The organism is Burkholderia sp. Z1 (genome assembly GCF_014893795.1).
Taxonomy (GTDB): domain Bacteria; phylum Pseudomonadota; class Gammaproteobacteria; order Burkholderiales; family Burkholderiaceae; genus Burkholderia; species Burkholderia theae.
The window spans coordinates 305,622-330,521 of record NZ_JACFYL010000002.1 but is presented as its reverse complement, the minus strand read 5'-3'; the positions used below and the strand labels follow the sequence as shown (position 1 = coordinate 330,521).

At 67.6% G+C, this 24,900-nt stretch carries 21 protein-coding genes and 1 pseudogene; 12 read left to right on the top strand and 10 right to left on the bottom strand.

The window, feature by feature from the left end; genetic code table 11:
* Positions 1 to 26: 26 nt before the first annotated feature.
* Both ceoA and H3H55_RS18625 read right to left on the bottom strand, forming a co-directional pair.
* Positions 27 to 1,244 (bottom strand): multidrug efflux RND transporter periplasmic adaptor subunit CeoA, encoded by a 1,218-nt coding sequence (gene ceoA, locus H3H55_RS18630; RefSeq protein ID WP_193099713.1) that lies wholly within the window; start codon positions 1,242 to 1,244, stop codon positions 27 to 29.
* 31 nt (positions 1,245 to 1,275) lie between these two features.
* Positions 1,276 to 2,136, bottom strand: a complete 861-nt coding sequence (locus tag H3H55_RS18625; protein ID WP_048245885.1) for an alpha/beta hydrolase — start codon at positions 2,134 to 2,136, stop codon at positions 1,276 to 1,278.
* 174 nt (positions 2,137 to 2,310) lie between these two features.
* Here H3H55_RS18625 and ceoR point away from each other — a divergent pair, with 174 nt between their 5' ends.
* Together ceoR and H3H55_RS18615 are read left to right on the top strand one after the other, a co-directional pair.
* Positions 2,311 to 3,315, top strand: a complete 1,005-nt coding sequence (ceoR, locus tag H3H55_RS18620; protein WP_048245886.1) for a putative multidrug efflux transcriptional regulator CeoR — start codon at positions 2,311 to 2,313, stop codon at positions 3,313 to 3,315.
* 404 nt (positions 3,316 to 3,719) lie between these two features.
* Complete coding sequence (locus H3H55_RS18615) at positions 3,720 to 4,013, top strand: DUF4148 domain-containing protein (RefSeq protein ID WP_193099712.1); 294 nt, start codon at positions 3,720 to 3,722, stop codon at positions 4,011 to 4,013.
* Between the two features lie 208 nt (positions 4,014 to 4,221).
* Here the strand turns inward: H3H55_RS18615 and H3H55_RS18610 are convergent, their stop codons facing one another.
* The 3 genes from H3H55_RS18610 to selD all read right to left on the bottom strand — a co-directional run bounded on the left by H3H55_RS18610 (position 4,222) and on the right by selD (position 7,314).
* Positions 4,222 to 5,301 (bottom strand): purine-nucleoside phosphorylase, encoded by a 1,080-nt coding sequence (locus H3H55_RS18610; protein ID WP_048245889.1) that lies wholly within the window; start codon positions 5,299 to 5,301, stop codon positions 4,222 to 4,224.
* 285 nt (positions 5,302 to 5,586) lie between these two features.
* Positions 5,587 to 6,177, bottom strand: a complete 591-nt coding sequence (locus H3H55_RS18605) for a LysE family translocator (protein ID WP_193099711.1) — start codon at positions 6,175 to 6,177, stop codon at positions 5,587 to 5,589.
* A 72-nt stretch (positions 6,178 to 6,249) separates the two neighbouring features.
* Positions 6,250 to 7,314, bottom strand: a complete 1,065-nt coding sequence (selD, locus tag H3H55_RS18600; RefSeq protein ID WP_129515863.1) for a selenide, water dikinase SelD — start codon at positions 7,312 to 7,314, stop codon at positions 6,250 to 6,252.
* 113 nt (positions 7,315 to 7,427) lie between these two features.
* Between selD and H3H55_RS18595 the strand changes: the two genes are divergently transcribed.
* Entirely contained in the window at positions 7,428 to 8,264 is an 837-nt protein-coding gene (locus H3H55_RS18595; protein WP_193099710.1) for a DMT family transporter, read from the top strand.
* Positions 8,265 to 8,292: 28 nt separating this feature from the next.
* Here H3H55_RS18595 and H3H55_RS18590 read toward each other — a convergent pair whose 3' ends face one another.
* A complete protein-coding gene (locus H3H55_RS18590; RefSeq protein WP_193099709.1) occupies positions 8,293 to 9,396 on the bottom strand; it encodes a porin in 1,104 nt (367 codons plus the stop codon).
* A 349-nt stretch (positions 9,397 to 9,745) separates the two neighbouring features.
* Here H3H55_RS18590 and H3H55_RS18585 point away from each other — a divergent pair, with 349 nt between their 5' ends.
* From H3H55_RS18585 to H3H55_RS18575, 3 genes are read left to right on the top strand one after another with little or no spacing between them, the layout of a single operon-like run.
* On the top strand, positions 9,746 to 10,645 hold the full coding sequence (locus H3H55_RS18585; RefSeq protein ID WP_193099708.1) for an N-formylglutamate amidohydrolase: 900 nt from the start codon (positions 9,746 to 9,748) through the stop codon (positions 10,643 to 10,645).
* Entirely contained in the window at positions 10,642 to 11,415 is a 774-nt protein-coding gene (locus tag H3H55_RS18580; protein ID WP_129515867.1) for an IclR family transcriptional regulator, read from the top strand. The genes H3H55_RS18585 and H3H55_RS18580 overlap by 4 nt, the downstream gene beginning before the upstream one ends.
* Before the next feature lie 29 nt (positions 11,416 to 11,444).
* On the top strand, positions 11,445 to 12,935 hold the full coding sequence (locus H3H55_RS18575) for a YfcC family protein (protein WP_193099707.1): 1,491 nt from the start codon (positions 11,445 to 11,447) through the stop codon (positions 12,933 to 12,935).
* 31 nt (positions 12,936 to 12,966) lie between these two features.
* Here H3H55_RS18575 and H3H55_RS18570 read toward each other — a convergent pair whose 3' ends face one another.
* Positions 12,967 to 14,475, bottom strand: a complete 1,509-nt coding sequence (locus H3H55_RS18570) for a PLP-dependent aminotransferase family protein (protein WP_193099706.1) — start codon at positions 14,473 to 14,475, stop codon at positions 12,967 to 12,969.
* A 120-nt stretch (positions 14,476 to 14,595) separates the two neighbouring features.
* On the opposite strand from H3H55_RS18570, the gene H3H55_RS18565 reads away from it, so the two are divergent.
* Both H3H55_RS18565 and gabD read left to right on the top strand, forming a co-directional pair.
* Complete coding sequence (locus H3H55_RS18565) at positions 14,596 to 15,885, top strand: 4-aminobutyrate--2-oxoglutarate transaminase (protein ID WP_193099705.1); 1,290 nt, start codon at positions 14,596 to 14,598, stop codon at positions 15,883 to 15,885.
* A gap of 83 nt (positions 15,886 to 15,968) precedes the next feature.
* A complete protein-coding gene (gene gabD / locus H3H55_RS18560) occupies positions 15,969 to 17,438 on the top strand; it encodes an NADP-dependent succinate-semialdehyde dehydrogenase (RefSeq protein ID WP_048245901.1) in 1,470 nt (489 codons plus the stop codon).
* A gap of 114 nt (positions 17,439 to 17,552) precedes the next feature.
* On the opposite strand, the gene H3H55_RS18555 is transcribed toward gabD, so the two are convergent.
* Positions 17,553 to 19,097, bottom strand: coding sequence for a PAS domain-containing methyl-accepting chemotaxis protein (locus H3H55_RS18555; RefSeq protein ID WP_048245902.1), 1,545 nt, complete (start codon positions 19,095 to 19,097; stop codon positions 17,553 to 17,555).
* A gap of 327 nt (positions 19,098 to 19,424) precedes the next feature.
* Between H3H55_RS18555 and H3H55_RS18550 the strand changes: the two are divergent.
* The 3 genes and pseudogenes from H3H55_RS18550 to H3H55_RS18540 form a co-directional block, all read left to right on the top strand.
* Positions 19,425 to 19,637: pseudogene (locus H3H55_RS18550) on the top strand (SAM-dependent methyltransferase); the annotation flags it as partial.
* 41 nt (positions 19,638 to 19,678) lie between these two features.
* Positions 19,679 to 20,239, top strand: coding sequence for a GNAT family N-acetyltransferase (locus H3H55_RS18545; protein ID WP_193099704.1), 561 nt, complete (start codon positions 19,679 to 19,681; stop codon positions 20,237 to 20,239).
* Positions 20,240 to 20,320: 81 nt separating this feature from the next.
* Entirely contained in the window at positions 20,321 to 20,848 is a 528-nt protein-coding gene (locus tag H3H55_RS18540) for a DUF523 domain-containing protein (protein WP_193099703.1), read from the top strand.
* A 93-nt stretch (positions 20,849 to 20,941) separates the two neighbouring features.
* On the opposite strand, the gene pcaF is transcribed toward H3H55_RS18540, so the two are convergent.
* On the bottom strand, positions 20,942 to 22,144 hold the full coding sequence (gene pcaF, locus H3H55_RS18535) for a 3-oxoadipyl-CoA thiolase (RefSeq protein WP_193099702.1): 1,203 nt from the start codon (positions 22,142 to 22,144) through the stop codon (positions 20,942 to 20,944).
* Between the two features lie 310 nt (positions 22,145 to 22,454).
* Here pcaF and H3H55_RS18530 point away from each other — a divergent pair, with 310 nt between their 5' ends.
* Complete coding sequence (locus H3H55_RS18530; protein ID WP_048246213.1) at positions 22,455 to 23,240, top strand: IclR family transcriptional regulator; 786 nt, start codon at positions 22,455 to 22,457, stop codon at positions 23,238 to 23,240.
* A gap of 130 nt (positions 23,241 to 23,370) precedes the next feature.
* Here the strand turns inward: H3H55_RS18530 and H3H55_RS18525 are convergent, their stop codons facing one another.
* The gene (locus tag H3H55_RS18525; RefSeq protein ID WP_193099701.1) at positions 23,371 to 24,885 is read right to left on the bottom strand and encodes a M81 family metallopeptidase; all 1,515 of its coding nucleotides are present in this window, start codon (positions 24,883 to 24,885) and stop codon (positions 23,371 to 23,373) included.
* Positions 24,886 to 24,900 lie beyond the last annotated feature (15 nt).

Below are 24,900 nucleotides of genomic sequence, written 5' to 3'. Positions count from 1 at the left end.
AACGCGGAATCGAAGCGGCGGGCCGCTTACGAATCCGCCTTCGCCGGTGCGGCCGGCTTCGCGTTGTCCGCCAGCGGCGCGGACGGCGCATCGCCTCCCGTCATCGGGACCATGTGCGGCTTCACCTGTTCGCCGGGGCGCACGCGCTGCGTGCCGTTCACGACGACGCGATCGCCGGCGGAAAGCCCGCTCACGATCACGCGCCGGTTGCCGTGCTGCATCCCCTGCTGAACTTCGCGGTACGACACGCGGCCCTGCTGGTCGACGACGAACACGAACTTCTTGTCCTGGTCGGTGTTGATCGCCGCGTCGTCCACGAGCAGTGCCTGGTGCGGCGCGCTGCCGCCCACCTTCACACGGGCGTAGAGGCCCGGCACCAGCGCGCCGTCCGCGTTGTCGAAGCGCGCGCGCACGCGGATCGTGCCGGACGACGTGTCGAGCCGGTTGTCGACCGAATCGATCACGCCGCTGCGCGAGTAGCCGCTTTCGTTCGCGAGGCCGAGCTCGACCGGAACCTTGCGGCCGTCACGCGCGCCATTGATGTATTGCAGGTAGGTCTGCTCGTCCGCATCGAACGACGCATAGATCGGCGACACCGACACCAGCGTCGTCAGCGGCGCGGCCGACGCGCCGGCCGACACGACGTTGCCGACCGTGATCTCCGCGCGCGACACGCGGCCCGACACCGGCGCGGTGATCCGCGTATAGCCGAGGTTGATGCGCGCCGTTTCCAGCGCGGCATCGCCCGCCTTCACGTTCGCCGCCGCCTCGCGGGCCGCGTTCTGCTTCTCGTCGTAATCGCGCTTCGCGATCGCGTTGTCGCCGATCAGTCGCTGTGCGCGCTGCCAGTCGGTCTGCGCGTAGCCGTTGCGTGCCTGCGCAGCCGCGAGCTGCGCAGCCGCGCGGTCGACTTCGGCCTGGTACGGGCGCGGGTCGATCACGAACAGCACGTCGCCCTTCTTCACGAGCGCGCCGTCCTTGAAATTCACCGCGACGATCGTGCCCGATACCTGCGGGCGGACGTCGACTTTCTCGATCGCTTCGAGGCGGCCCGAATAACTCTGCCAGTCGGTCACGGTCTGCGGCACGATGGTCGCGACGTCGACTTCGGGCAGCGGCGCCGCCGCTTTTTCGGGCGCGTTCGCGTTCACGCGCATCGCGCCGAACGTTCCGAGGCCGACGACGGCGAGCGTCACGATCGCGGCGGTCGCGATTCGGGAGCGGGAGGTGCGTAGGATGGCCATGTGGATCTCCAGTAAGCGTGGATTGGTTTGGTTATTCGGAACGATTCGGCTGGCGCGCCTGGAAGCGGCACTGGAAGAAGCGCACGGCTTCCTCGAAGGCGGCTTCGTGCGTCGCGAGCGCGGCGTGCGTGATGTCGGGGTAGCGGATCACCTGTGTGAGCACGCCCGACGAGATCAGGCAGCCCGCATATTTCTCCGCTTCGACGTGCAATACGTCGTTCTGCGCGGTGACGACCAGCGTTGGCGGCAGCCCCGCGAGGCGCACCGATTCGAGCGGCGCCGCGTACGGGTGCATGCGCTGCGCCGCCTGCGGCAGATACGCGCGATAACAGGCCGCGCATTCGCGCGCGGTGATGTCGGAGGCAAGACGATCGGCGTCGCCGATGCGCGTCATGCTCGGGTCGAGCATCGGCCCGAACAGCGCCTGCGCGGCGATCGACACTTCGCCGCGGTCGCGTGCGATGAACGCGAGGCAGTTCGCGAGCTGGCCGCCCGCGTCGTGGCCCGCGACGCCAATCTTCTTCGGATTGCCGCCGAACGCGCGGGCGCGTGTCGCGGCCCATACGGCGGCGCGATACGCATCCTCCGGCGCGGCCGGAAAAGGAAAGGCCGGCGCGAGCGAATAGTCGACCGACACTACGAGAGCTGGTAAGCGTTCTGCTAAAAAGCGCGCGGCGAAATCGGCGTCTTCGAGCGAACCGCGCACGAAGCCGCCGCCGTGGAAGTAAAGCACTACCGGCAATCCGGTCTTGTCCGGGCGGCGGTAGAGGCGCAGCACGATGTCCTGCGCGTAGCCGGGAATTTCCACTTCGGCCACGGTCAACGCCGCGCCAGCCATGGCTTGCACGGGCAACGCGGCTTTCAGGAATTTGCTGAATTCAGAAGCGTCCATGACGATGCAGCATCCATTTCGAGATGGAACGAATTCTGGGTCCGGCAGACATTGGGATAAATGCCTATAATCCGGCAACACAATTCAACGCCCCCGAACAATCCAAGGCTGCGTTTACCCACGAGGTAGCGCAGCCTCTTTGTTCCGGAGGCTCATTAGATTGCGGAGGTTGTGATGGACCGGCTTCAGGCCATGCAGGTGTTTACTCGCGTCGTCGATACAAGCAGCTTCACCAAGGCAGCAGAAACGCTCAGCTTGCCGCGAGCGTCCGTCACGACGATCATCCAGAATCTCGAAGCATTCCTCGGCGTGCGGCTGATGCACCGGACCACGCGCCGGCTGTCGCTCACGCCGGACGGCGCCGCGTACTACGAAAGATGCGTGCGGATCCTCGCGGACGTCGAGGAAACCGAAGCGAGCTTCCAGGCCAACAACCGAAAGCCGCACGGAAAGTTGCGTATCGACATGCCCGGCTCGATCGGACGGCTGCTCGTGATTCCGTCGCTGTGCGAATTTCATACGCGCTACCCCGACATCGACCTGCAGCTCGGCCTGTCCGATCGGCCGGTCGACTTGCTGCAGGAAGGCGTCGATTGTGTGATCCGCGTCGGCGCGCTGCAGGACTCGTCGCTCGTCGCGCGCCGGGTCGGCCTGTTCGAAGGCGTGACGGTCGCCGCGCCCGACTACCTCGAGCGCTTCGGCGAGCCGCAGACAATCGACGACCTGAGCCAGCACAAGGCCGTCAACTATTTCTCGAGCCGCACCGGCCGCACGATCGACTGGACCTTCCTGAGCGAAGGCAAGGAAATCGAGGTGAAGATGGACAGCATCGTGTCGGTGAACGACGCGGATGCGTACGTGACCTGCGGGGTCGAAGGCTTCGGGCTGATCCAGCCGCCGCTCTTCATGGTGCTGCCGCACCTGCGCGAAGGCCGGCTCAAGGAAGTCCTGCCCGGCGTCAAGCCGCTGCCGATGCCGATCTCGGTCGTGTATCCGCACAGCCGCCATCTGTCGCCGAAAGTGCGCGTGTTCGTCGACTGGGTCGCCGAAGTATTCGACCGCTGCCCGCTGCTGAGCGGCAAGGGCAGCCTCGACGCGACGTGCAGCAAGCGCACGTTCGAGGAAGCCGAACGCGCGCCGGCGCTCGACACGCCGGTCATCAACGAGTGGGTCGCGTAATCGTCTGAACCAACACGCGCGGGCTGCACAGCCCGCGCGTTGTCCCGCCTTCGTGCCGCGTGCCCGCGCGGCGCACCCGATCCTTCCCGAATCCGCAGCAAACCTTTGTGCCGAGCGCGGCAATCGCCCGCGTGCGCCGTTGCGTGACGTTACGCGAGGTCGTCGCACCCGCGTGAGGCCCGCGCCACGGGGCTGCCGGCGCTTTCCGCATAACCCTGCCGGCGATGCGGATGACGATTGTTCCACTGACACGACAATTCAATTCGCGTCTGCCGCATTTATCGCGACGGAACAGATACCTAGAGTAAACCCTGTCGCGCACCTCGTTGCGCATCGAACAGATCCCGCTGAATGGGACCGGAGAAAGCGCTGAAGCGCCAACTCCGACAGACAGGAGTTACGTCATGAACCGCCGCCACCTTCTCTCCGCCCTGGCCCTCGCACTCGCCGTATCCGCACCGGCCTTCGCCGATTCGGGCACCCCGCATGCCGGCGACTACGGCAACACGTCGTGGTACTCGCAGCACTACGGCCCGCGCACCCGCGCCGAGGTCAGCGCGGAAGTCGAACAGGCTCGCCGCGACGGCACGCTCGCGTACCTGCGCAAGGCCAACTCGTATCCGCAAGGGCTTGAGCTCGCACAAGGCCCGTATCGCCCGATGCAGGAAAGCAACCAGCTCGCCGGCGGAGGCCGGTAAACGCGCAACGCCGCGCAGCGGATTGCCCGTGCGCGGCGTCGCGACACACCCATCGACGACTCGTTAAGTCAGTTAGTTGCAGGAGCACATGATGAACGACCCACTTCCTTCGCCGCTCGATCACTGGGACGACACCACACCCGTGTGGACGCCGTTCCGTTCGGCCCCGCACTCGCATTGAGCGCCGGCTGAGTCATCCGTCCGGCCATTACCTGCGCGGCACGCCGTCGCGCCATTCGCCCCAGTGCGTCACGATGTCCTGCACGAGCGGATTGCCCGCGCGGTACAGGTTTTCGGTCGCCGGGGCGAAGCCGCCCTGGTCCGCGTAGTTCAGCAGGTTGTCGGCGCTCGTCTGCCCCGCATACGGCCGGTCGAAATCGGACCCGGTGCGCAGCACCGCGACGCGCGACAGGTCGACCCGCTTCACGCTCGCCGCGCGCTTGAGCGCTTCATACGTCGCGTTGTCTTCCTGCGCGGTCATGCAGTAGGTGCCCTTGCCGTCCGTCAGGATCTTGGTCCACTGGCGCGCGCGCTCGCCGATCAACGTGCCCGAGAACCACGTGTTGCCCGATGACGTGTCGCACTGGATCACCGTCGGCGGCCGGTTCGCCGGCGCATACGTGAACTTCGCGCGCGCGGCCTGCGCCTGTGCACTGTCGGCGAGCACGACGTTGCGCGACAGCGCGTATGCGGCGTCGGTCAGTTGCGGGTTCAGCTGGAACACTTCGGTGCGGTAGTCGAGCGGCGGCTTGTCGTTCGGGCTCTTCGTGTTGATGCCGAGATAGCCCGTATTCCAGCCAGCCGGAATCTCGCGTGCATCGAGTTCCCACTGCAGACTGAAATCGACGAGGTACTTCGACCACGCGGCCGACCCGACCGTGCCTTGCGCGGGGTCGACGCCCGCAATGCCGGAGACCAGGAAATACGTGCGGCGCAGATCGAAGCGCTGCGAGAACGTGAGCGCCATGATCGTCGCGGTCGCGTTCGCGTAGCCCATGCCGGTCGTCACGACGCACACGTCCTGCTTGTTGCAGTGAACGGCCGGATAGTCGGGCGACAGGCCAGGCACGGTGATGTCGCGCCACGGGCCGAGCCGGTCGAGCCAGGCCTGGCCCTCCGGACCGAACATCGTGATGATCATGACCTTGACCGGGCGGCCCTGTGCACCGGTCTCGGCGAATGCATTGTTGCCTGCGTTGTTGCCCTGGTTGTCCTGCGCGATCGACGGCGCGGTCGCACAGGCCGCAAGCGAGAATGCGGCGGCGGAAAGAATGGAGCGAGTCAGCATCGGCGTTCCTTGTTTCGATGATGTTGGGTGAGAACGGCTCTCGGAGACTGCGCGAGGGAGTATAGAACGGGCATGCGCGATGCGGAACCCGGCTACGAAACGGCTGCGGTTGTTTCGTGCGACGGCGCGCGTGTTGCGTAACGCGGTGAGTCGCCGCGGATTCGCGCCATCGCGCCATCGCGCCGCATGACAACCATCAGGAATGCTATCCGGTTGGCAAAAACGAATGCCCGCCGACAGGCCGCCGATCGTCACACCCTTCCGCACCGGCCAACTGCCGATCCACTACACGCGCGCGAGCCCCGCCACCCCATAACCGAGCACGACCAGCGCGGCGACCACATGGCTCGCCGCGAGCCACCCGGGCGACTTCACGACGCGCCCGATCGCACTGCCGCCGAACGCGAACACGAGCTGCCCCGTGAGGCTGCCGGCAAACACGCACGCGGCGCCCAGCAGCCAGTGCCGATGCGCGCCGGCGGCAGCCGTCGCGTAGCCATAGAACAGCAGGATGGTGAGCGGATTCGCGAGCGTGACAAAGAACATCGACGTGAACGGGCGGTTGCCCGGCGGCGGCGCATCGCCATCGAGCGTGCGGCGCCGATCCCGCAGCGCCTGCCACAGCATCCGTGCGCCCATGGCGAGCAACACGAGCGCGCCGACGACGCGGAACAAAGACAGGTGCGACGCGAGCGTGCTCGCGAGCATCGCGCCGATCGTGAACGCGACGACCGCATAACAGCCGTCGGCAGCGGCGACGCCCGCCGCCGCGCGCACGCCGGTGGCGGTGCCGGCGCGCATGCCGTAGTTCGCGATCATCAGTGCGACGGGCCCGACCGACAGCGCGATCATCAGCCCGAACAGGAAGTCGTTCATCGGTCGTCGATGCGTTCGAGGGAACGCATCGATTCTAGCGACCGCAAATTGATCCCGTGAGGAAATTCCGCGTCAGGCGACGTCCACGCGCGCGGGCCCGTCCACCATCTCGCCGATCACGGCCGCGCGGTCGAAACCATCGGCGCGGAAGCACGCGAGGACTTCGTCGACCGCTTCCGGCGCACACGCGACCAGCAGGCCGCCCGACGTCTGCGGATCGGTCAGCAGCGCCTGCGCGACAGGCGGCAGCCCGTCGGCCAGCCGCACATCGGTGCCGTACGCGGCCCAGTTGCGACCCGACGCGCCGGTGAACACGCCGTCGGCGACGAACGCCTCGACGCCCGCGAGCCACGGCAGCGACGCATAGTGCACGCGTGCGGTGAGATGCGCGCCGCGCGCCAGTTCGAGCGTATGGCCGAGCAGCCCGAAGCCCGTGACGTCGGTCAGCGCGTGCACGCCCGGCAACGCGGCGAGCGCGGTGCCCGGCCGGTTCAGCTTGGTGGTCGTCGCGATCATCTGCGCGTAACCCGCGGCGTCGAGCTGGCTCTTTTTCAGCGCGGCCGACAGCACGCCGACGCCGAGCGGCTTACCGAGCACGAGCACGTCGCCCGCGCGCGCGGCCGCGTTGCGCTTCACGCGCGACGGATGCACGACGCCGATCGCGGCGAGCCCGTAGATCGGCTCAACCGAATCGATCGAATGGCCGCCCGCGACCGGAATGCCGGCGTCCGCGCACACCGCTTCGCCGCCGCGCAGCACGGCCGCGATCGTCTCGTGCGGCAGCACGTTGATCGGCATGCCGACCAGCGCGAGCGCGAGGATCGGCTTGCCGCCCATCGCATAGACGTCGGACAGCGCGTTGGTCGCCGCGATACGGCCGAAGTCGAACGGATCGTCGACGATCGGCATGAAGAAGTCGGTCGTCGCGACGATCGCCTGCTCGTCGTTGAGCCGGTAGACGGCCGCGTCGTCGGACGTCTCGGTGCCGACCAGCAGATCAGGGAACAGCGCGGGCGGCGTCGCGCGCTTCAGCAGCTCGGACAGCACGCCCGGCGCGATCTTGCAGCCGCAGCCGCCCCCGTGCGACAGGCTCGTGAGGCGCGGAACGGCAGGCTGGGCTTGGGTGGCATCGGTCATCGTCGGCATCCGGTGAATAACAACGTTCCATTATCGACAATTCCGCGCGAACGCGCCCGATACCCACATAATTGACGCCGCCTGCCTCTCCCGCCCTGCCTACACCTTCGTTCATGGATCACCTGTTCATCGGCCTCGTGCTGTGCTCCGCGCTGCTGCACGCCATCTGGAATGCGTTCCTCCACGTCAGCGAAGACCGGCTCGTCCAGCTCGGCACGATGTCGCTGCCGTATCTCGCGTTCGGCATCGCCGGTGCCGCGCTGCTGCCCGCGCCGGCGCCCGCCGCGTGGCCGTACATCGCCGCGTCGGCCGCCCTGGAGGTCGCGTACTGCTTCACGCTCGCGCGCGCTTACCGCAACGGCGAGTTCGGGCAGATCTATCCGATCGCGCGCGGAATCTCGCCGCTGCTCGTGTCGGTGCTCGCGTTCGCGATGCTGCACGAGCAGCCGACGCCGTTCGGGTTCGCGGGCATCGCGCTCGTGTCGTTCGGCATCATGTCGCTCGCGCTGCGGCGCGGCTTCAGGTTCTCGGGGGAAGGCGTGCCGTATGCGCTGCTCACGGGCGTGTTCATCGCCGCGTACTCGATCTGCGACGGGATCGGCTCGCGCGTGTCCGGCAGCGCGCTCGGCTACATCGCGTGGGTGTACCTGCTGTGGAGCGTGCCGCAGCTCGTGCTTGTGTGCGCGATGCGCGGCGGCCCGCGCGCGGTGCTCGGCTCGCGCACGGCGCTGCGGCAGGGCGCGATCGCCGGCACGATCTCGCTCGCCGCATACGGGATCGTGATCCTCGCGTACCGGCACCTGCCGGTCGCGACCGTGTCGGCGCTGCGCGAAACGAGCTCGATCTTCGCGGTCGCGATCGGCTGGTTCGTGATGCGCGAGCGGCCCGGCGCGCAGCGGCTCGCCGCGTGCGCGCTGGTGGTCGCGGGCGCGGCGCTGATCCGGCTGTGAGCCGCACGCGCGCCCGCGGCGTGCCGCGTCAGAACTTGTGGCGGATGCCCGTCACCGCGACGATCTGCGTACGCGTGCTCGACGGATTCGAGATCCCTTCGATCGCGGCGACCGTGTTCGACGACGCGCGCTGGTAGAACGCATTCACGTAGATATCGGTGCGCTTCGACAGGAAATACTGCGCGCCGACGCTCGTCTGCAGGTAGTGCGAACTCGGCTTCGGCCCCTGCGACGCGAGCACCTGCGTGTAGGTTTCGCCGAGCGCGAACTGCAGCGCGGGCGTCATCAGGTAGCGCACGCTGCCTTCGTAGTTGTTGAAGCGCAGCGCACCGCCCGTCTGCAGGTTGAACAGCGAGCTGGTGTACAGCAGCCCGAACGTCGCGGCGCCCCATGCATACGCGCCGCCCGCGCCCCAGATCTGCTGGTGCGTCACGCCCTTGATGAACGTGTAGTAGTTGTCGGACGCCGCCGCGCCGGTGGTATCGAGTGCCGGATGATCGACGCGCACATACGCCGCGCCGAGTTGCAGCGGCCCGTTCTCGTAGCTCGCGCCGAGGCTCCACACACGGTTTTCCGCGAACGACGTCGAATTCGAGAAACCGTACAGGCCGACCGCGCGCAGCCCGTACCACGTGGGCGTCTGGTATTGCACCGAGTTGTTGGTGCGGAACGTGTTGTTCAGGTCGTCGGTGTCGAACGGATGCAGCGCGTACTGCGTGAGCGCGGTGGTCGCGCCGATCTGCAGCGGCTCCAGCACTTCCTGCGCCGCGTTGTACTGGCGGCCCATCGTCAGCGTGCCCCAGCGGTCGTTTTCCAGCCCGACGTACGCGCGGCGCCCGAAGATCCGGCCGCCCTGGCTCGCGGCGCCGCTCTCGATGTTGAAGCCGTTCTCGAGCCGGAACACCGCGCGCGTGCCGCCGCCGAGTTCTTCCTTGCCGAGCAGCCCCCAGCGCGTGCCCTGCTCGTTGCCGCCAGTCGCCTGCCATGCGGCATGCCCGTTCTGGTTGTTCGTGTACGTGATCCCCGAATCGACGACGCCATACAGCGTCACACTCGACTGCGCCTGCGCGTGCGCCGCACCCGCCGCGATTGCAACGCCTGCCAGCGCGACCGCCATCTCTTTCCGCTTCATCTCCGACCCCTTTTGTCGATTGAATATGGGGAGCGATTTATTTCGCCCGCAACGCGTTTTATTGAATAAAACATCGTCTTATTTATTGTCGAATTCGGCGATTTGAAGCGTCAAGCCATGCCAAAAATCGCTCGAGGGAGTCGAAACGGCCTTGCTCGCAGTGCGTTTCGAAGAATGAAACAAACCCAATAACGGCGGGCATTACAAGCCGATCACGGCGCGTAATGCCCGCGTCGAAAAAAGCCCTTGACCGCAATTTTCTGCCGTTGTGAAATATTGATACGCTGTTTTAATGATTAAAACGAACGAGCAAAACGCTTCGAGACACTAGGTAAAGAACCTGATCCCCATGCTGACGTTTAATTGCAACAACGCGACCGACGGCGAATCGCCCGCGTATTTCGTCGCAGCGCCGACGGTGCCCGCGCTGCCGATCGTCGTCGATTCGCCGCACAGCGGCATCGCGTATCCGCGCGACTTCTCCACCGTCGCGCCCGACAACGCGATCCGCACCACGTGGGATGCGTACATCGACGAACTGTGGGCCGGCGCCCCCGCGCGCGGCGGCACGCTGCTCGGCGCGACGTTTCCGCGTGCGTACATCGATCCGAACCGCGCGGAAACCGATATCGACGCGACGCTGCTCGCCGAGCCGTGGCCCGAGCCGCTTTCGCCACAGCCGTACACGCAGCGCGGGATGGGGCTGATCCGGCGCGACGCGCTGCCCGGCGTGCCGCTGTACGACCGCAAGCTGTCGCTCGCCGAAGTGCATCACCGGATCGATGCGTACTACCGGCCGTACCGCCGCGCGCTCGCAGGCATCGCCGAGCCGCTGCATGCCGCGCATCGCGCGCTGTGGCACATCGACTGCCATTCGATGAAGTCGCGCGGCAATGCGATGAACGTCGACGCGGGCGCGTTGCGGCCGGACGTCGTCGTCAGCGACCGGCGCGGTACGACCGCCGACCCGGCCTTCACCGCGTGGACCGCGCAATGGTTCGCCGACGCCGGCTACCGCGTGCAGATCAACGACCCGTACCAGGGCGGCGACCTGCTGACCGCGCTCGCCGATCCGGCACGGCAGCGCCACAGCATCCAGATCGAATTCAACCGCGCGCTCTACATGGACGAAGCCGCGTTCGCGAAACACGCGGGCTTCGTCGCGCTGAAGCGCTCGGTCGACGCGTATCTCGATGCGCTCGCCGATTACGTCCGCGCGCGCGTCGCGGCGCCGGGAGATACCGCATGACGACCTACATCGTCGACGCCGTCGACAGCGCGCTGAAGCTGCTGACCTATGTGGCCGAGCATCCGCACCTCGGCGTGACCGAGCTCGCGTCGCAACTCGGCATCAACAAGTCGCGTACCTACCGGATGCTGTGCACGCTCGAACTGCACCGCTTCGTCGTGCAGGACCCACGCACGTCCACCTATGCGCTCGGCCCGCAGGCGTTCGTGATCGGCGTGGCCGCATCGCAGCAGAACGCGCTGGTGCGCGCCGCGCACCGGCACATGCTCGCGCTCAACCAGGCGATCAACGAAACCGTCGTGCTGCGCGTGCGCGAAGGGCTCGAATCGGTGTGCGTCGCGCGTTGCGAAACGACGCATGCGGTGCGCACCGTCGGCTCGGTCGGCAACCGCCGGCCGATCAATTTCGGCGCATCGGGCAAGGTGCTGCTCGCGTTCGCGCCCGATGCGGTGCGCGACGAGTATTTCGTGCAACTGCGCAGGACCGGGCAGGCCGACGATCAGCCGAAACTCGCCGGCGAACTCGACGCGGTCGCGCGCAAGGGCTATGCGGTCAGCAGCGGCGAAGTGACACCCGGCGCGGTGGGGATCGCGGTGCCGGTGCGCGACCTGACGGGTGCGACGGTCGCGTCGGTCAGCGTGACGGGCCCCGAGGTACGCGTGAGCCACGCCGACATTCCCGACTATCTCGAACGCCTGCAGGCGTGCAGCCACGCCATTTCCGCCGAACTCGGCTACGTCCCGGCGCGCGCCGCGCTGCAACCGGCCTGACGGCCCGCTCCTTCTTCGACGAGGATCCGATGTCCGCCTCTTCCCCGAACCCGGCCGGCGCGCACGGCGCCGACACCCCCGCGCTCACGCCCGACGATCCAACGGCGGGCGCCGGCCACGCGCCGCATCCGCACGGCAAGATGCTGCACCCGGTCGTGATGATGCTGTGGGTACTGGCTGCCGCGATCGCGCTCACGTGGATCGTCGACTCCGGCCACTTCGCGCGCAACGGCCGGCTCGTCGTGCCGGGCACCTACCAGGTGGTGCCGAAGACGACCGCGCTCGCGACGCTCGTCGCGCCGGCCGTCAGCCACAGCACGTCCGCGCATGCGTTGCCGGCGAGCCTCGTGTCCGCGTTCGTCGCGGTGCCGGAAGGCCTGCTGAAGAACGCGCCGCTGATCGTGATGGTGATGTTCGTCGGCGGGATGTTCGGCGTGATGCGCCGTACGGGCGTCGTCGATGCCGGCATCGACCGGCTGCTGCAGCTCACCGGCAACAACGCGTACCTGCTGACGCCGATGCTGATGATCCTGATCGGGCTCGGCAGCACGCTGCTCGGCTTCATCTCCGAATACCTCGTGATCATCCCGATGGTCGTCGTGATCGCGCGGCGCCTCGGGCTATCCGACCTGTTCGCGGTCGCACTCGTCGCGATCGCCGCGAAGATCGGCTATATCGCGTCGGTCACGAACCCGCTCGCGCTCGCCGTCGCGCAGCCGCTCGTCGGCGTGCCGCTGTTCAGCGGCGTCGCGCTGCGCGCGGCCGTATTCGTCGTATTCCTGACGATCGGCATCCTGTACCTGCTGCGCTACGTGCGCAACACCGGCTACCGGGCGGGGCAAACCGCGGCGGGCACCGCCGCGCACGCAACCGCGAAGCTGTCGTTGCGCCACAAGGCCACGCTGGTCGTATTTGCCGCGGCCGTCGTAATGCTGATCTACGGCACGCGCGAACTGAAATGGGGCAACGTCGAACTCGCGGCGTTCTACGCAGCCGTGAGCATCGCGACGGCCGTGATCGGCCGGCTCGATTCGCGCAGCGCGGCCGATGCGTTCGTCGACGGGATGAAGAACATGATGCTCGCCGCGCTGCTGATGGGGCTCGCCGCATCGGTCGAGCTGCTGCTGCAGAACAGCCTCGTGCTCGACACGCTGATCCACTTCTTCACGCGGCTCGCGGACGGGCAATCGCCGGTGTGGGTCGCGAACGGGCTGATGGGCGTGCAGATGGTGCTCGACGTGTTCATCCCGTCGGTGTCGGGCAAGGCCGCGGTCAGCATGCCGATCATCGGGCCGATCGCGCAGCTTTCCGGCGTGAGCGGCCAGACGTCGGTGCTCGCGTTCGTGCTCGGCGGCGGACTGACGAACCTCGTCACGCCGACGTCCGGGATGCTGCTCGCGTATCTTGCGACCGCGCGCGTCGACTTCGGCGCGTGGATCCGCTTCGTGCTGCCGCTGTTCCTGACGCTGCTCGCGCTGTCGTGCGTCGTGCTGACGTTCGCGGTGTGGATCGGGTACTGAGCGCCGGGGTGGTTACCGGCGCCCGCCGCCGTCACGCGACGGCGGCCAGCTTGCCGAACGCCCGCTCGTCGATCGCCTCGGCGAGCGTCGCGAACGCCGTCGCGATCTCGTCCTCCGGCACGCACGCATAACCGAGCAGCAACCCGGGCGCCGCGCGCTCGCGATCCGCGTAATAACCGGACAGCGGCCGCACGACGATATTGCGTTCGAGCGCGGCCTGCGCCACCGCGCGATCGTCGACGCCGGCCGGCAATTGCGTGACGAGATGCAGCCCCGCGTCGCTGCCGAGCGCCTGCAGCGACTCGCCGTAGCGGCGCGCGACCGCATCGAGCAGCACCTCGCGGCGCTGCCCGTACAGCGTGCGCATCTTGCGGATATGCGACACGAAGTGCCCTTCCGCGATGAATTCCGCGAGCACGGCCTGTTGCAGCAACTGCCCTTCGCGATACAGCTCGGCGCTCGCGGTCGCGAAGCTTTCCGCGAGCGGTTCCGGCGCGACCAGGTAACCGACCCGCAGCCCCGGGAACAGCGTCTTGCCGAAACTGCCGACGTAGATCACCTGCCCGGCCGTGTCGAGCCCCTGCAACGATGCGAGCGGCCGGCTGCCGTAGCGGAATTCGCTGTCGTAGTCGTCCTCGATGATCCAGCAGCCGTGCTGGCGCGCGTATTCGAGCAACATGCGCCGCCGCGCGAGGCTCATCACCATCCCGAGCGGATACTGGTGCGACGGCGTGACGAGCATCAGCTTCGGCGGTTCGGCGAGATCGGCGGCCGACGGCGCGATGCCTTCCTCGTCGACCGGGATCGGCCGCGTGGTCAGCCCCGACACGTTCAGCACGCTGCGCACGCCCCAGTAGCACGGGTCCTCGGTCCAGATCGCGTCGCCTGGGTCGGTCAGCAACCGCACGGCCAGGTCGATCGACTGGTGGATGCCGGTCGTGATCACGATCTGCTCGGGCGTGCAGCGCACCGAGCGCGACGTGCGCAGGTAATCGGCCAGCGCCTCGCGCAGCAGCGCGAGCCCGCCGCCCGGCGCATAGGTCAGCAGGTCGGGGCGCAGGCGCCGCCAGTACTTGTTGTGCAGCCGCGTCCACACGCGCGCCGGAAATCGCGACACATCGGGCACGCCCGGCATGAACGCGCCGCCCTGGCGCTTCGACACGCCGGCGCCTTCGACGAGCCGCGTGCCGCGCGCGGACAACCGCCGCGCGGACGTCGTCACGACGGCCGGGCCGGCCGCCGCGTCGGGCGGTGCGCCGACGATCTCGTCCGGCGCGCTGTCGGCGACGAACGTGCCGCGGCCCGTGGCCGAGTTCACATACCCTTCGAGCGCAAGCTGTTCGTAAACCTGCGTGACCGTATTGCGCGCGATCCCGAGCTCGGCGGCCAGCAGCCGCGACGACGGCACGCGCGTGCCGGCCGGTAGTTCGCGCGACAGGATCGCCTGTTGCAGCAGCCGGTGAAGCTGCCGGTAGATCGGCTGTTCGCCGCCGCGCACAAGGCGCTGCGCCAGCCAGTCCGACAACACGCTCGCGCGCATGATTGGCTCCTGAATATTTATTGAAATGGCTCTGATTGCCAGAGCCAAATGTGATTATAGTCGCCTCCATGGGCTGCCAACGCGCCCGATTCCCTACTCACCGGACAGAACATCAAGGAGATGACCGTGAAGAATGCCGACCTGCAGGCCCGCAAGAACGCCGCCACCCCGCGCGGCGTCGGTGTGATGTGCGATTTCTACGCAGCCCGCGCCGAGAACGCGGAACTGTGGGATGTCGAAGGCCGCCGCTTCATCGATTTCGCCGCCGGCATCGCGGTGCTGAACACGGGCCACCGCCACCCGAAGATCGTCAAGGCGATCGCGGATCAGCTGAACAACTTCACGCACACCGCGTACCAGATCGTCCCGTACGCGTCGTACGTCGAGCTGGCCGAGAAGATCAACGCACGCGCGCCGGGCGATTTCCCGAAAAAGACCGCGTTCTTCACGACCGGCGCCGAAGCCGTCGAGAACGCGATCAAGATCGCACGCGCTTCGACCGGCCGTCCGGGCGTCATCGCGTTCTCGGGCGGCTTCCACGGCCGCACGATGATGGGCATGGCGCTGACCGGCAAGGTCGCCCCGTACAAGCTGAACTTCGGCCCGTTCCCGGGCGACGTGTTCCACGCGCCGTACCCGAATGCGCTGCACGGCGTGACGACGGCCGACTCGATCAAGGCGATCGAGATGCTGTTCAAGGCCGACATCGATCCGAAGCGCGTCGCCGCGATCATCTTCGAACCGGTCCAGGGCGAAGGCGGTTTCTACCAGGCGCCGGCCGAATTCGTGCGCGCGCTGCGCAAGATCTGTAATGAACACGGCATCCTGCTGATCGCCGACGAAGTGCAAACGGGCTTCGCGCGTACCGGCAAGCTGTTCGCGATGCAGCACTACGACGTGCTGGCCGACCTGATCACGATGGCGAAGAGCCTCGCGGGCGGCATGCCGCTGTCGGGCGTCGTCGGCCGTGCGGACGTGATGGACGCGGCAGCACCCGGCGGCCTCGGCGGCACGTACGCGGGCAACCCGCTGGCGGTTGCGTCGGCGCACGCGGTGCTCGAGATCATCGACGAAGAGAAGCTGTGCGACCGTGCAACGCAATTCGGCGACGTGCTGAAGGCGAAGCTGAGCGCGCTGCAAGCCGACGTGCCGCAGATCGCCGACGTGCGCGGCCCGGGCGCGATGATCGCGGTCGAGTTCCTGAAGCCGGGCTCGGGCGAGCCGGACGCGGAATTCACGAAGCGCGTGCAGGCACGTGCGCTCGAGCGCGGCCTGCTGCTGCTCGTCTGCGGCGTGTACTCGAACGTCGTGCGCTTCCTGTTCCCGCTGACGATTCCCGAGGCCGTGTTCGACGAAGCGCTCGTGATCCTCGAGGAAGTGCTGAAGGAAACGGTCGGCGTGCCGGCCTGAGTTCCCGTCCACTGAATGCGCCGCCGCCGTCGTCATGACGGCGGCGGCCGTTTCGTCATCCAATTTCAAAGCAGGCTACGCAAATGAGCACTGTTCAGGAAACCCTGGCACTGAAAGATCCGTCGCTGTTCCGCCAGCAGGCCTACGTCAACGGCGAATGGCAAGGCGCATCGAACGGCGAGACGTTCGAGGTCCGCAACCCGGCGACGGGCGGCCTGCTCGGCACCGTGCCGGCGATGGGCACGGCCGAGACACGTCACGCGATCGACGCCGCGAACGCCGCATGGCCGGCGTGGCGCAAGAAGACCGCGAAGGAACGCGCGGTCATCCTGCGCAAGTGGCACGACCTGATGATGGAAAACGCCGACGACCTCGCGCTGATCCTGACGACCGAGCAGGGCAAGTCGCTGGCCGAGGCGAAGGGCGAGATCGGCTATGCGGCGTCGTTCCTCGAGTGGTTCGCCGAGGAAGGCAAGCGCGTGTACGGCGACACGATCCCGACGCCGGCGAGCGACAAGCGCATCGTCGTGACGAAGGAAGCGATCGGCGTGTGCGCGGCGATCACGCCGTGGAATTTCCCGGCGGCGATGATCACGCGCAAGGTCGGCCCCGCACTCGCGGCCGGCTGCCCGATCGTCGTGAAGCCGGCCGAGGCGACCCCGTTCTCCGCGCTCGCGATGGCCGTGCTGGCCGAGCGCGCGGGCGTGCCGGCCGGCGTGTTCAGCGTCGTCACGGGCGACCCGAAGGCGATCGGCGGCGAACTGACGTCGAACCCGATCGTGCGCAAGCTGTCGTTCACCGGCTCGACGCCGATCGGCCGCCTGCTGATGGCGCAATGCGCGGCGACGGTCAAGAAGGTGTCGCTGGAGCTCGGCGGCAACGCGCCGTTCATCGTGTTCGACGACGCCGATCTCGATGCGGCCGTGCAGGGCGCGATCGCGTCGAAGTATCGCAACAGCGGCCAGACGTGCGTGTGCACGAACCGCTTCTACGTGCATGAAGCCGTGTACGACCAGTTCGCGCAGAAGCTCGCGGCGGCGGTCGGCCAGTTGAAGGTCGGTCGCGGCACGGAGCCGGGCGTCACGCAAGGCCCGCTGATCAACGAAGCGGCCGTGCTGAAGGTCGAGGCGCACATCGAGGACGCGCTCGCGAAAGGTGCGACCGTCGTGACGGGCGGCAAGCGCCACGCGCTCGGCCACGGCTTCTTCGAGCCGACCGTGCTGACGGGCGTCACGCCGGCGATGAAGGTCGCGAAGGAAGAGACGTTCGGGCCGCTCGCGCCGCTGTTCAAGTTCAGCAGCGACGACGAGGTGATCCGCCTCGCGAACGACACCGAGTTCGGTCTCGCGGCGTACTTCTTCAGCCGCGACATCGGCCGCGTGTGGAAGGTCGCCGAAGCGCTCGAATACGGGATGGTCGGCGTGAACACGGGCCTGATCTCGAACGAAGTCGCGCCGTTCGGCGGCGTCAAGCAGTCGGGCCTCGGCCGCGAAGGCTCGCACTACGGCATCGACGACTACGTCGTGATCAAGTACCTCTGCCTCGCCGTCTGACGGTTCAGGGCCTGCCGCGACCGCGACAGGCCCTGACCGCCCGGCCGGAACCGGGCGGTCCGACGCGGGCCGGCGCCCCTCTCCGCCGCGCCCGCGTCACCTCTTCTCCCGCGCTCAGCGGAACACGTTCACCGCATCGACAAGCCGCGTCGCCTGCTGTTGCAGGCTCTCCGACGCCGCCGTACTCTGCTCGACGAGCGCCGCGTTCTGCTGCGTGATGTTGTCCAGGTGCACGACCGCCTGATCGACCTGCGCGACCCCCGTGCTCTGCTCGGCCGTCGACGAGCTGATCTCCGCGATCAGGTCCGACACGCGCTTCACCTGCGCGACGATGTCCTCCATCGTCCGGCCCGCCTCGTCCACCCGCCGCACACCCGACTCGACCCGGTCGACGCTCGCGCCGATCAGCGTCTTGATCTCCTTCGCCGCGTTCGCGCTGCGCTGCGCGAGCGCCCGCACCTCGCCCGCGACCACCGCGAAGCCGCGGCCCTGCTCGCCCGCGCGCGCGGCCTCGACCGCCGCGTTCAGCGCGAGGATGTTGGTCTGGAACGCGATGCCGTCGATCACGCCGATGATGTCCGCGATCTTGCGCGAGCTCGCGGTGATGTCGCTCATCGTCGTGACGACTTCGCTCACCACCTGCCCGCCGCGCCCGGCCGCATCGCTCGCCGAGCCCGCGAGCCGGTTCGCCTGCAGCGCGGTTTCCGCGTTGCTGTTGACGGTCGCCGTCATCTCGGCCATCGACGCGGCGGTTTCCTGCACGCTCGACGCGGCCTGCTCGGTGCGTGCGCTCAGGTCGTTGTTGCCCTGCGCGATCTCGTTGCTCGCGCGCTGCACGTTGTGCACCTGCTCGCTGACGTCGTCGACGAGCCAGCGGAACATCAGCCCGAGCTGGTTGATTGTGCGCAGCGTCATGCCGATCTCGTCGACGCGGTTCATCCGCACGCCGCGCCGGCTTTCGCCGGTCGCGACGTTCAGCGCCTGTTCGTGCAGCCGCTTCAGCGGACGCACGATCTGCGCGTCAAGCCACAGGCCGGCCGCCGCCGCCACGCCGACCGTCGCGCCGGCGAACGCCGCGAGCCCGCCACCGGTGAGCCCACAGGCCCAGCCCGCGCCGACGATGACCGGCGCCAGCACGCACAGCGCCGAATGCACGCGCGCACGCACCGACATCGTCTGCGACAGCGACGCGATGCGCAGCAGCCCCGTGCGGATCACCAGCCCCTTGTGGAACCGGCGCTGGCCCGGCTTGCCTTCGCGAAACGCGCGATACAGCGCGTCGGCGGCCGCGGACTCGTCGCTCGGCGCCTTGGTGCGCACCGACATGTAGCCCTGCGGCTCGCCGTTGCGCATCACCGGTATCGCGTTCGCGCGCACCCAGTAGTGATCGCCGTTCTTGCGGCGGTTCTTCACGAGCGCGGTCCACGGTTCGCCGCGCCTGAGCGTCGCCCACATGTCGGCAAACGCCTCGCGCGGCATGTCCGGATGGCGCACCACGTTGTGCGGCTGGCCGACGAGTTCCTCGTTCGAAAAGCCGCTTACCTGCGCAAACGTCGTGTTCGCGTAGGTGATGACGCTGTCTGCATCGGTCGTCGACATCAGCGTGACGTCGTCGGGAAAATCGAATTCTTGTTGGGTAACGGGCTGGTTATTGCGCATGCAAGGCTCCGAAAGGCGGATCTGTCGTCCGCGCCGCGCTGAAATCACGCTCAGTAGCCGAAAAACGGTTGATCGCTTTACGACGGTCTTCCACTTTACTGTCGGCAATTCGTTCGAAAACCTTACCCCTGTCGCGTATAAAATATTCAATTCGGCTATTGCCATGATTTCGATCAAATAATCCGGCGATAATCACCGCGCACGCTTATTCGGATGTCACGAAACGCTGCATGGCAACCCCGCGCACGGCGCACTAATGCGGGCAGCCGTTGCACGCGACGAAACGATTCGGTCTATCCTGCTCCATTCAACCCGTATTCGAATTCGATGAAAAAGGCATTGCATGAACTGAATCGGCTGCCCTGGAATACGGCGACGGTCGCGCATAACCGCCATAAAGGCAATCAGGCCGCGTTTTTCCGCAATGGCGGCTCGACGCTGTTTCCGGAAGAACGCGAGCTGCTCGGCAATCTCGCGGGCCTGCCCGCGCGTGTCGGGCGCGCCGACGTGTTCGACTGGATGCCCGACGGCATGCCGCGCCTGCCGCTGATGGTTGCGATCGCCGCGCACCGGGAGGCCGCATGACGCGCCGCACCGCCGCCGAGTGCGATGAGCTTTCCGCACGCGCGCTCGCACGCGACGACGTGCCGCTCGTGTGGACCATCGACCGGCGCGAAATCATCGAGCACCTGTACGTGCTGCGCGACGGTGCGCTGCATCTCGTACCGGAGTTCTACGACGTCGATGGCTGGCCCGACGGCGAAGCCGATCACTACACGCCGATCCTGCTCGACTGCCACGATCGCGGCGGCTGGTTCCTCGGCATGTTCGACGGCGCACGGCTCGTCGCGGTGGCCATCGTCGACAGCCAGCCGCTCGGCGCGCAACGCGACATGCTGCAGTTGAAGTTCCTGCATGTGAGCCGCGACTGGCGCGGCTGCGGGCTCGGCGAGCAGCTCTATCGCGCGGCCCATGGGCAGGCACGCGAGATGGGCGCCGCGCGCCTGTACGTGTCGGCGACGCCGTCGCAGCGCACGATCGACTTCTACCTGCGGCTCGGCTTCACGGTCAGCGCATCGCCCGACCCGGCGCTTTACGCGCTCGAGCCGGAAGACATTCATCTGGAAGGGCCGGCGGCCTGACGCATCGGCGTGTGGGTGAAGCATCGAATGCCCCGCTTTGCCGCAACCGCCGTCGACCGTCAGCCGCCACGGAGAGCGAAATTGCAGAACGAACCGCAGCCGCAAGCGGCGCCGAAGATCCTCGTCAGCATGTGCGTGATCGGTCATCCGGTCCGTTACAACGGCTCGGCGAAAACCGCCGCGCACGAGGCGCTCGAACGGTGGCAGCGCGAAGGGCGTCTCGTGCCCGTCTGTCCCGAACTGGCGGGCGGCCTCAGCGTGCCGCGCCCGCCCGCCGAAATCGCGGCAGGTGAATCGGGGCAGCGGGTGTTGTCGGGTGCCGCACGTATCGTCGACGTGAACGGCACCGACGTGACGGCGCCGTTCGTGTCCGGCGCGCACACCGCGCTGGCACTCGCGCGCACGCACGATTGCCGCTTCGCGATCCTGGCCGACGGCAGTCCGTCGTGTGGCAGCACCTTCATTTACGACGGGAGTTTCGCGAACCGGCGCCATGCGGGCGCCGGTGTCACCGCGGCGTTGCTGCGCCAGCACGGCATCGAGGTGTTCGCGGACACCGAGATCGACGCGCTCGACGCACGCCTCAAGCAGCTATCGCAAGCCGGTTAACGACAATGCGCGGCACGAGACGATTCTCGTGCCGCGCATCGTGCTGAAAACGGCGAGCGGCGCAGATTCGGCCGCTTCGCCGCGTGACGCGGGTCAGACGCGTTCGATCGCGATCGCGATGCCCTGGCCGACGCCGATGCACATCGTGCACAGCGCAAAGCGGCCGTTCGTGCGACGCAGCTGATACATCGCGGTCGTCACGAGACGCGCGCCCGATGCGCCGAGCGGATGGCCCAGTGCGATCGCGCCGCCATTCGGGTTCACGCGAGGATCGTCGTCGGCGACGCCGAGCATGCGCAGCACCGCAAGACCCTGCGACGCGAACGCTTCGTTCAGCTCGATCACGTCGAACTGGTCGATCGTCATGCCGAGCCGCGCGAGCAGCTTCTGAGTGGCCGGCGCGGGGCCGATACCCATCACGCGCGGCGCGACGCCGGCCGTTGCGATACCCAGCACGCGTGCGCGCGGCGTCAGGCCGAAGCGCTTCGCGGTTGCCTCGTTCGCGAGCAGCAGCGCGGCGGCGCCGTCGTTGACGCCCGACGCGTTGCCGGCCGTCACCGAGCCGTCCGGGCGCACGACGCCCTTCAGCTTCGCGAGCGCTTCGAGCGACGTCTCGCGCGGATGTTCGTCGCGCGACACGATCACCGGATCGCCCTTCTTCTGGGCAATCGTGACCGACACGATTTCCTCGGCGAGCGTGCCGTCCTGCTGCGCACGCGCGGCCTTCTGCTGGCTGCGCAGCGCGAACAGGTCCTGGTCGGCGCGGCTGACGTTGTAGTCGACCGCGACGTTCTCGGCCGTCTCCGGCATCGAATCGACGCCATGCAGCTGCTTCATCAGCGGATTGATGAAACGCCAGCCGATCGTCGTGTCGTAGATGTCGGCCTGGCGCGCGAACGCGCTCGCGGCCTTGCCCATCACGAACGGCGCACGCGTCATGCTCTCGACGCCGCCGGCGACCATCAGCGCGGCTTCGCCCGACTTGATCGCGCGTGCGGCCACGCCGACCGCATCCATCCCGGAGCCGCACAGCCGGTTGATCGTCGAACCCGGCACGCCCTGCGGCAGGCCCGCAAGCAGCGCCGACATGCGCGCGACGTTGCGGTTGTCCTCGCCGGCCTGGTTCGCGCAGCCGTAGATCACGTCGTCGATCGCCGTCCAGTCGACGTCGCGGTTACGCTCGACGAGCGCCTTGAGCGGCACCGCGCCGAGGTCGTCGGCGCGCACGCCGGACAACGCACCGCCGTAACGCCCGATCGGCGTACGGATCGCATCACACAGAAAAGCTTCGGTCATCAGTGTCTCCAGTCGGCCGGAGTTGACGCTTGGGCGCTTGCTCCGGTCCCGTGCTTCGCGGTCGGCCGGTGCGGGCGCATCAGCGCTGGCTCCGGCCACCTGCAAGGCTGGGAAATGAACGGGGCGCGCCCCTTGCATAACCCGCCGGGATGCGCTTAAATGTTCTATATACGAACATAAGATCGTGTATCGAACGTTCAACGCATCATAGGGAGTGCGGGGACGACCTGTCAAGCGCCCGGTCCGCCATGCGGTTGGCGTGTCAGGCCCCATGCGCTATCTTCTCGGCTGCACGACATTCCAACCGCTCATGACAACCGAAGACACTCAGAAACCCGGCGACTCCTATGTGCAGTCGTTCGCGCGCGGCCTCGCAGTGATCCGCGCTTTCGACGCGGCGCGCCCGGAGCAGACGCTCACCGAGGTCGCATCGGCCACCGGGCTCACGCGCGCGGGCGCGCGCCGGATCCTGCTCACGTTGCAGACGCTCGGCTACGTCGAGGCCGATGGCCGGCTGTTCCGGCTCACGCCGAAGATCCTCGAGCTCGGTTTTGCGTATCTGACGTCGATGCCGTTCTGGAATCTCGCCGATCCGGTGATGGAGCAACTATCCTCGCAGATCCACGAAAGCTGCTCGGCCGCCGTGCTCGACCGCACCGAGATCGTCTACGTGCTGCGCGTGCCGACCCACAAGATCATGACGATCAACCTGTCGATCGGCAGCCGGCTGCCCGCGTACTGTACGTCGATGGGCCGCGTACTGCTGTCCGCGCTCGACGACGCGGCGCTCGACGAAACGCTCGCGCAAAGCAGCATCCGCGCGCACACGCCGCGCACGATCACCGATCTTGGCGAACTGAAGGCGACGATCGCGCAGGTGCGCCAGCAGGGTTGGGCCGTGGTCGACCAGGAACTCGAAGTGGGCCTGATGTCGATCTCCGCGCCGATCCGCAACCGGCGCGGGCAGATCATCGCGGCGATGAACATCAGCGGCAACGCGCAGCGGCATACCGCGAAGCAGATGGTGAAGGAGTTTCTCGGGCCGCTGCAGCAGGCCGCGCAGACGGTGTCGGAGCTGGTTGCGCGGCGGGGGTGAGCGACGCTCCGCGAGCGGATGCGCCCACGCCGCGCGGCGTGGAACGACGCGCCGCGCGATGTGCCCGGCGCAGCGATAACGTTGTCCCGGACAGCCACCCACTCACAGATGTACGGCAGCGTGCCGCTCCTCAGCCGTTGCCCGGGAACGCCTTCCCCATCGGCTTCATCCGAATGCCCGGGGCCAGCCGAGTCCAGGGCAACTCGGCGGGATCCGCCGTCATCGGGCCGGGCGCCTTGGCGACCAGCACCGCGTGGGCAATGCCCTGGAAGTCGGCGCGAAAGTGCACCGAGCTTTTGTTGACGAGAATTTTCATCGCTTCCGGCTCGACGCCGCCCACACGATAGAGATTGCGGTCGAGCATCTGCGCCTTGCCGCTGCTCACCACGATCAGCACGCCATCGATCCGCAGGCAGGCCACGGGACCGATATCGGCGAGCATGCCGTTCATCATCGGGCCGTCATATCGGCATACGCCGTCGGACAGCTTCACGACCTCGAAACGTGCCTGGTGCGGCACGTCGCCGGGCACGCCGGAGACGCCGCCGAGCGCCAGGTCGATGAACGCGCCGACGCCGGCGCGATGGGCCGCGGCCGCAGCCGCCGGATCCCAGATCAAGCCGATCGCCGCATCCTTTGCGCCATTGCGCAGCAACGCCCGCAGCATGCCCGTCGTGTTCGAGTCTCCACCCGCGCCGGGATTGTCCTGGGTATCGGCGATGACGACCGGCTTGTCGGCCCCCTCGGAAAGCCGCATGGCCTCGCGCACGGCGTCGTCGGGCGACAGAAACGGCACCTGCCACGCGGCCTCGTCCGCCAGCATCTTGTCGTAGAGCGCCTGCACCGCTGCCTCGACCGACGCGGCGTCATCGCCGTAGCCCCAGATGACCGGGCCGCATTCGGGGAAATCGGCCGCCGGAAAACCGGGCGCGAACGACAACGAGGCCACGGCCCCGGTCTCCCGCGCCGCGAGCTGCGCATACATGCCGCGCGAGGGTTCGAGCAGCGTGCACATGCCATTGATCGGGATCAGGAACGGCAGCCGGCGCACGGCGCGATGCAGCGGGCGGCGGTCCGCCGCGTGCGGGTCGAGCAGGCGCTCGAGCAACACGGCCGCGCGTTCGCCGGTCTCGGCCATGTCGACATGCGGATAGGTGCGGAAAGCGACCAGCGCGTCGGCCTCGCGCAGCATCCGCTCCGTGACGTTGGCATGCAGGTCGAGCGACGCGACCACGGGCACGGCCGGGCCGACCGCCGCGCGCACGCGCGCCAGCAACGTGCCTTCGCCGTCGTCGGTATGCTCGGCGACCATCGCGCCGTGCAGGTCGAGGTACACCGCGTCGAACCCGCCCCGGCGAACCGCCGCGAGGATTTCGCCGGCGATGCGCTCGAACGCATCCTCGGTCACGTGGGCCGACGGACTTGCGCCCGCCCAGATGACCGGCAGAACGGTCCAGCCACGCCGTTCCGCCGCGACGATGAATCCGCCGGCAGGAATATTGACGTCGCGTAGCGCGAGCACGTCATCGCCCCGCACCATGGCCGGGAAGCCCTCGCCACGCTCGAAGTTGGCGTAAGCGGCTTTCGATGGCGCAAACGTATTGGTTTCATGCTGAAAGCCGGCGATCAAGATGCGCGTGTTCAAAAACGTGTCTCCGGA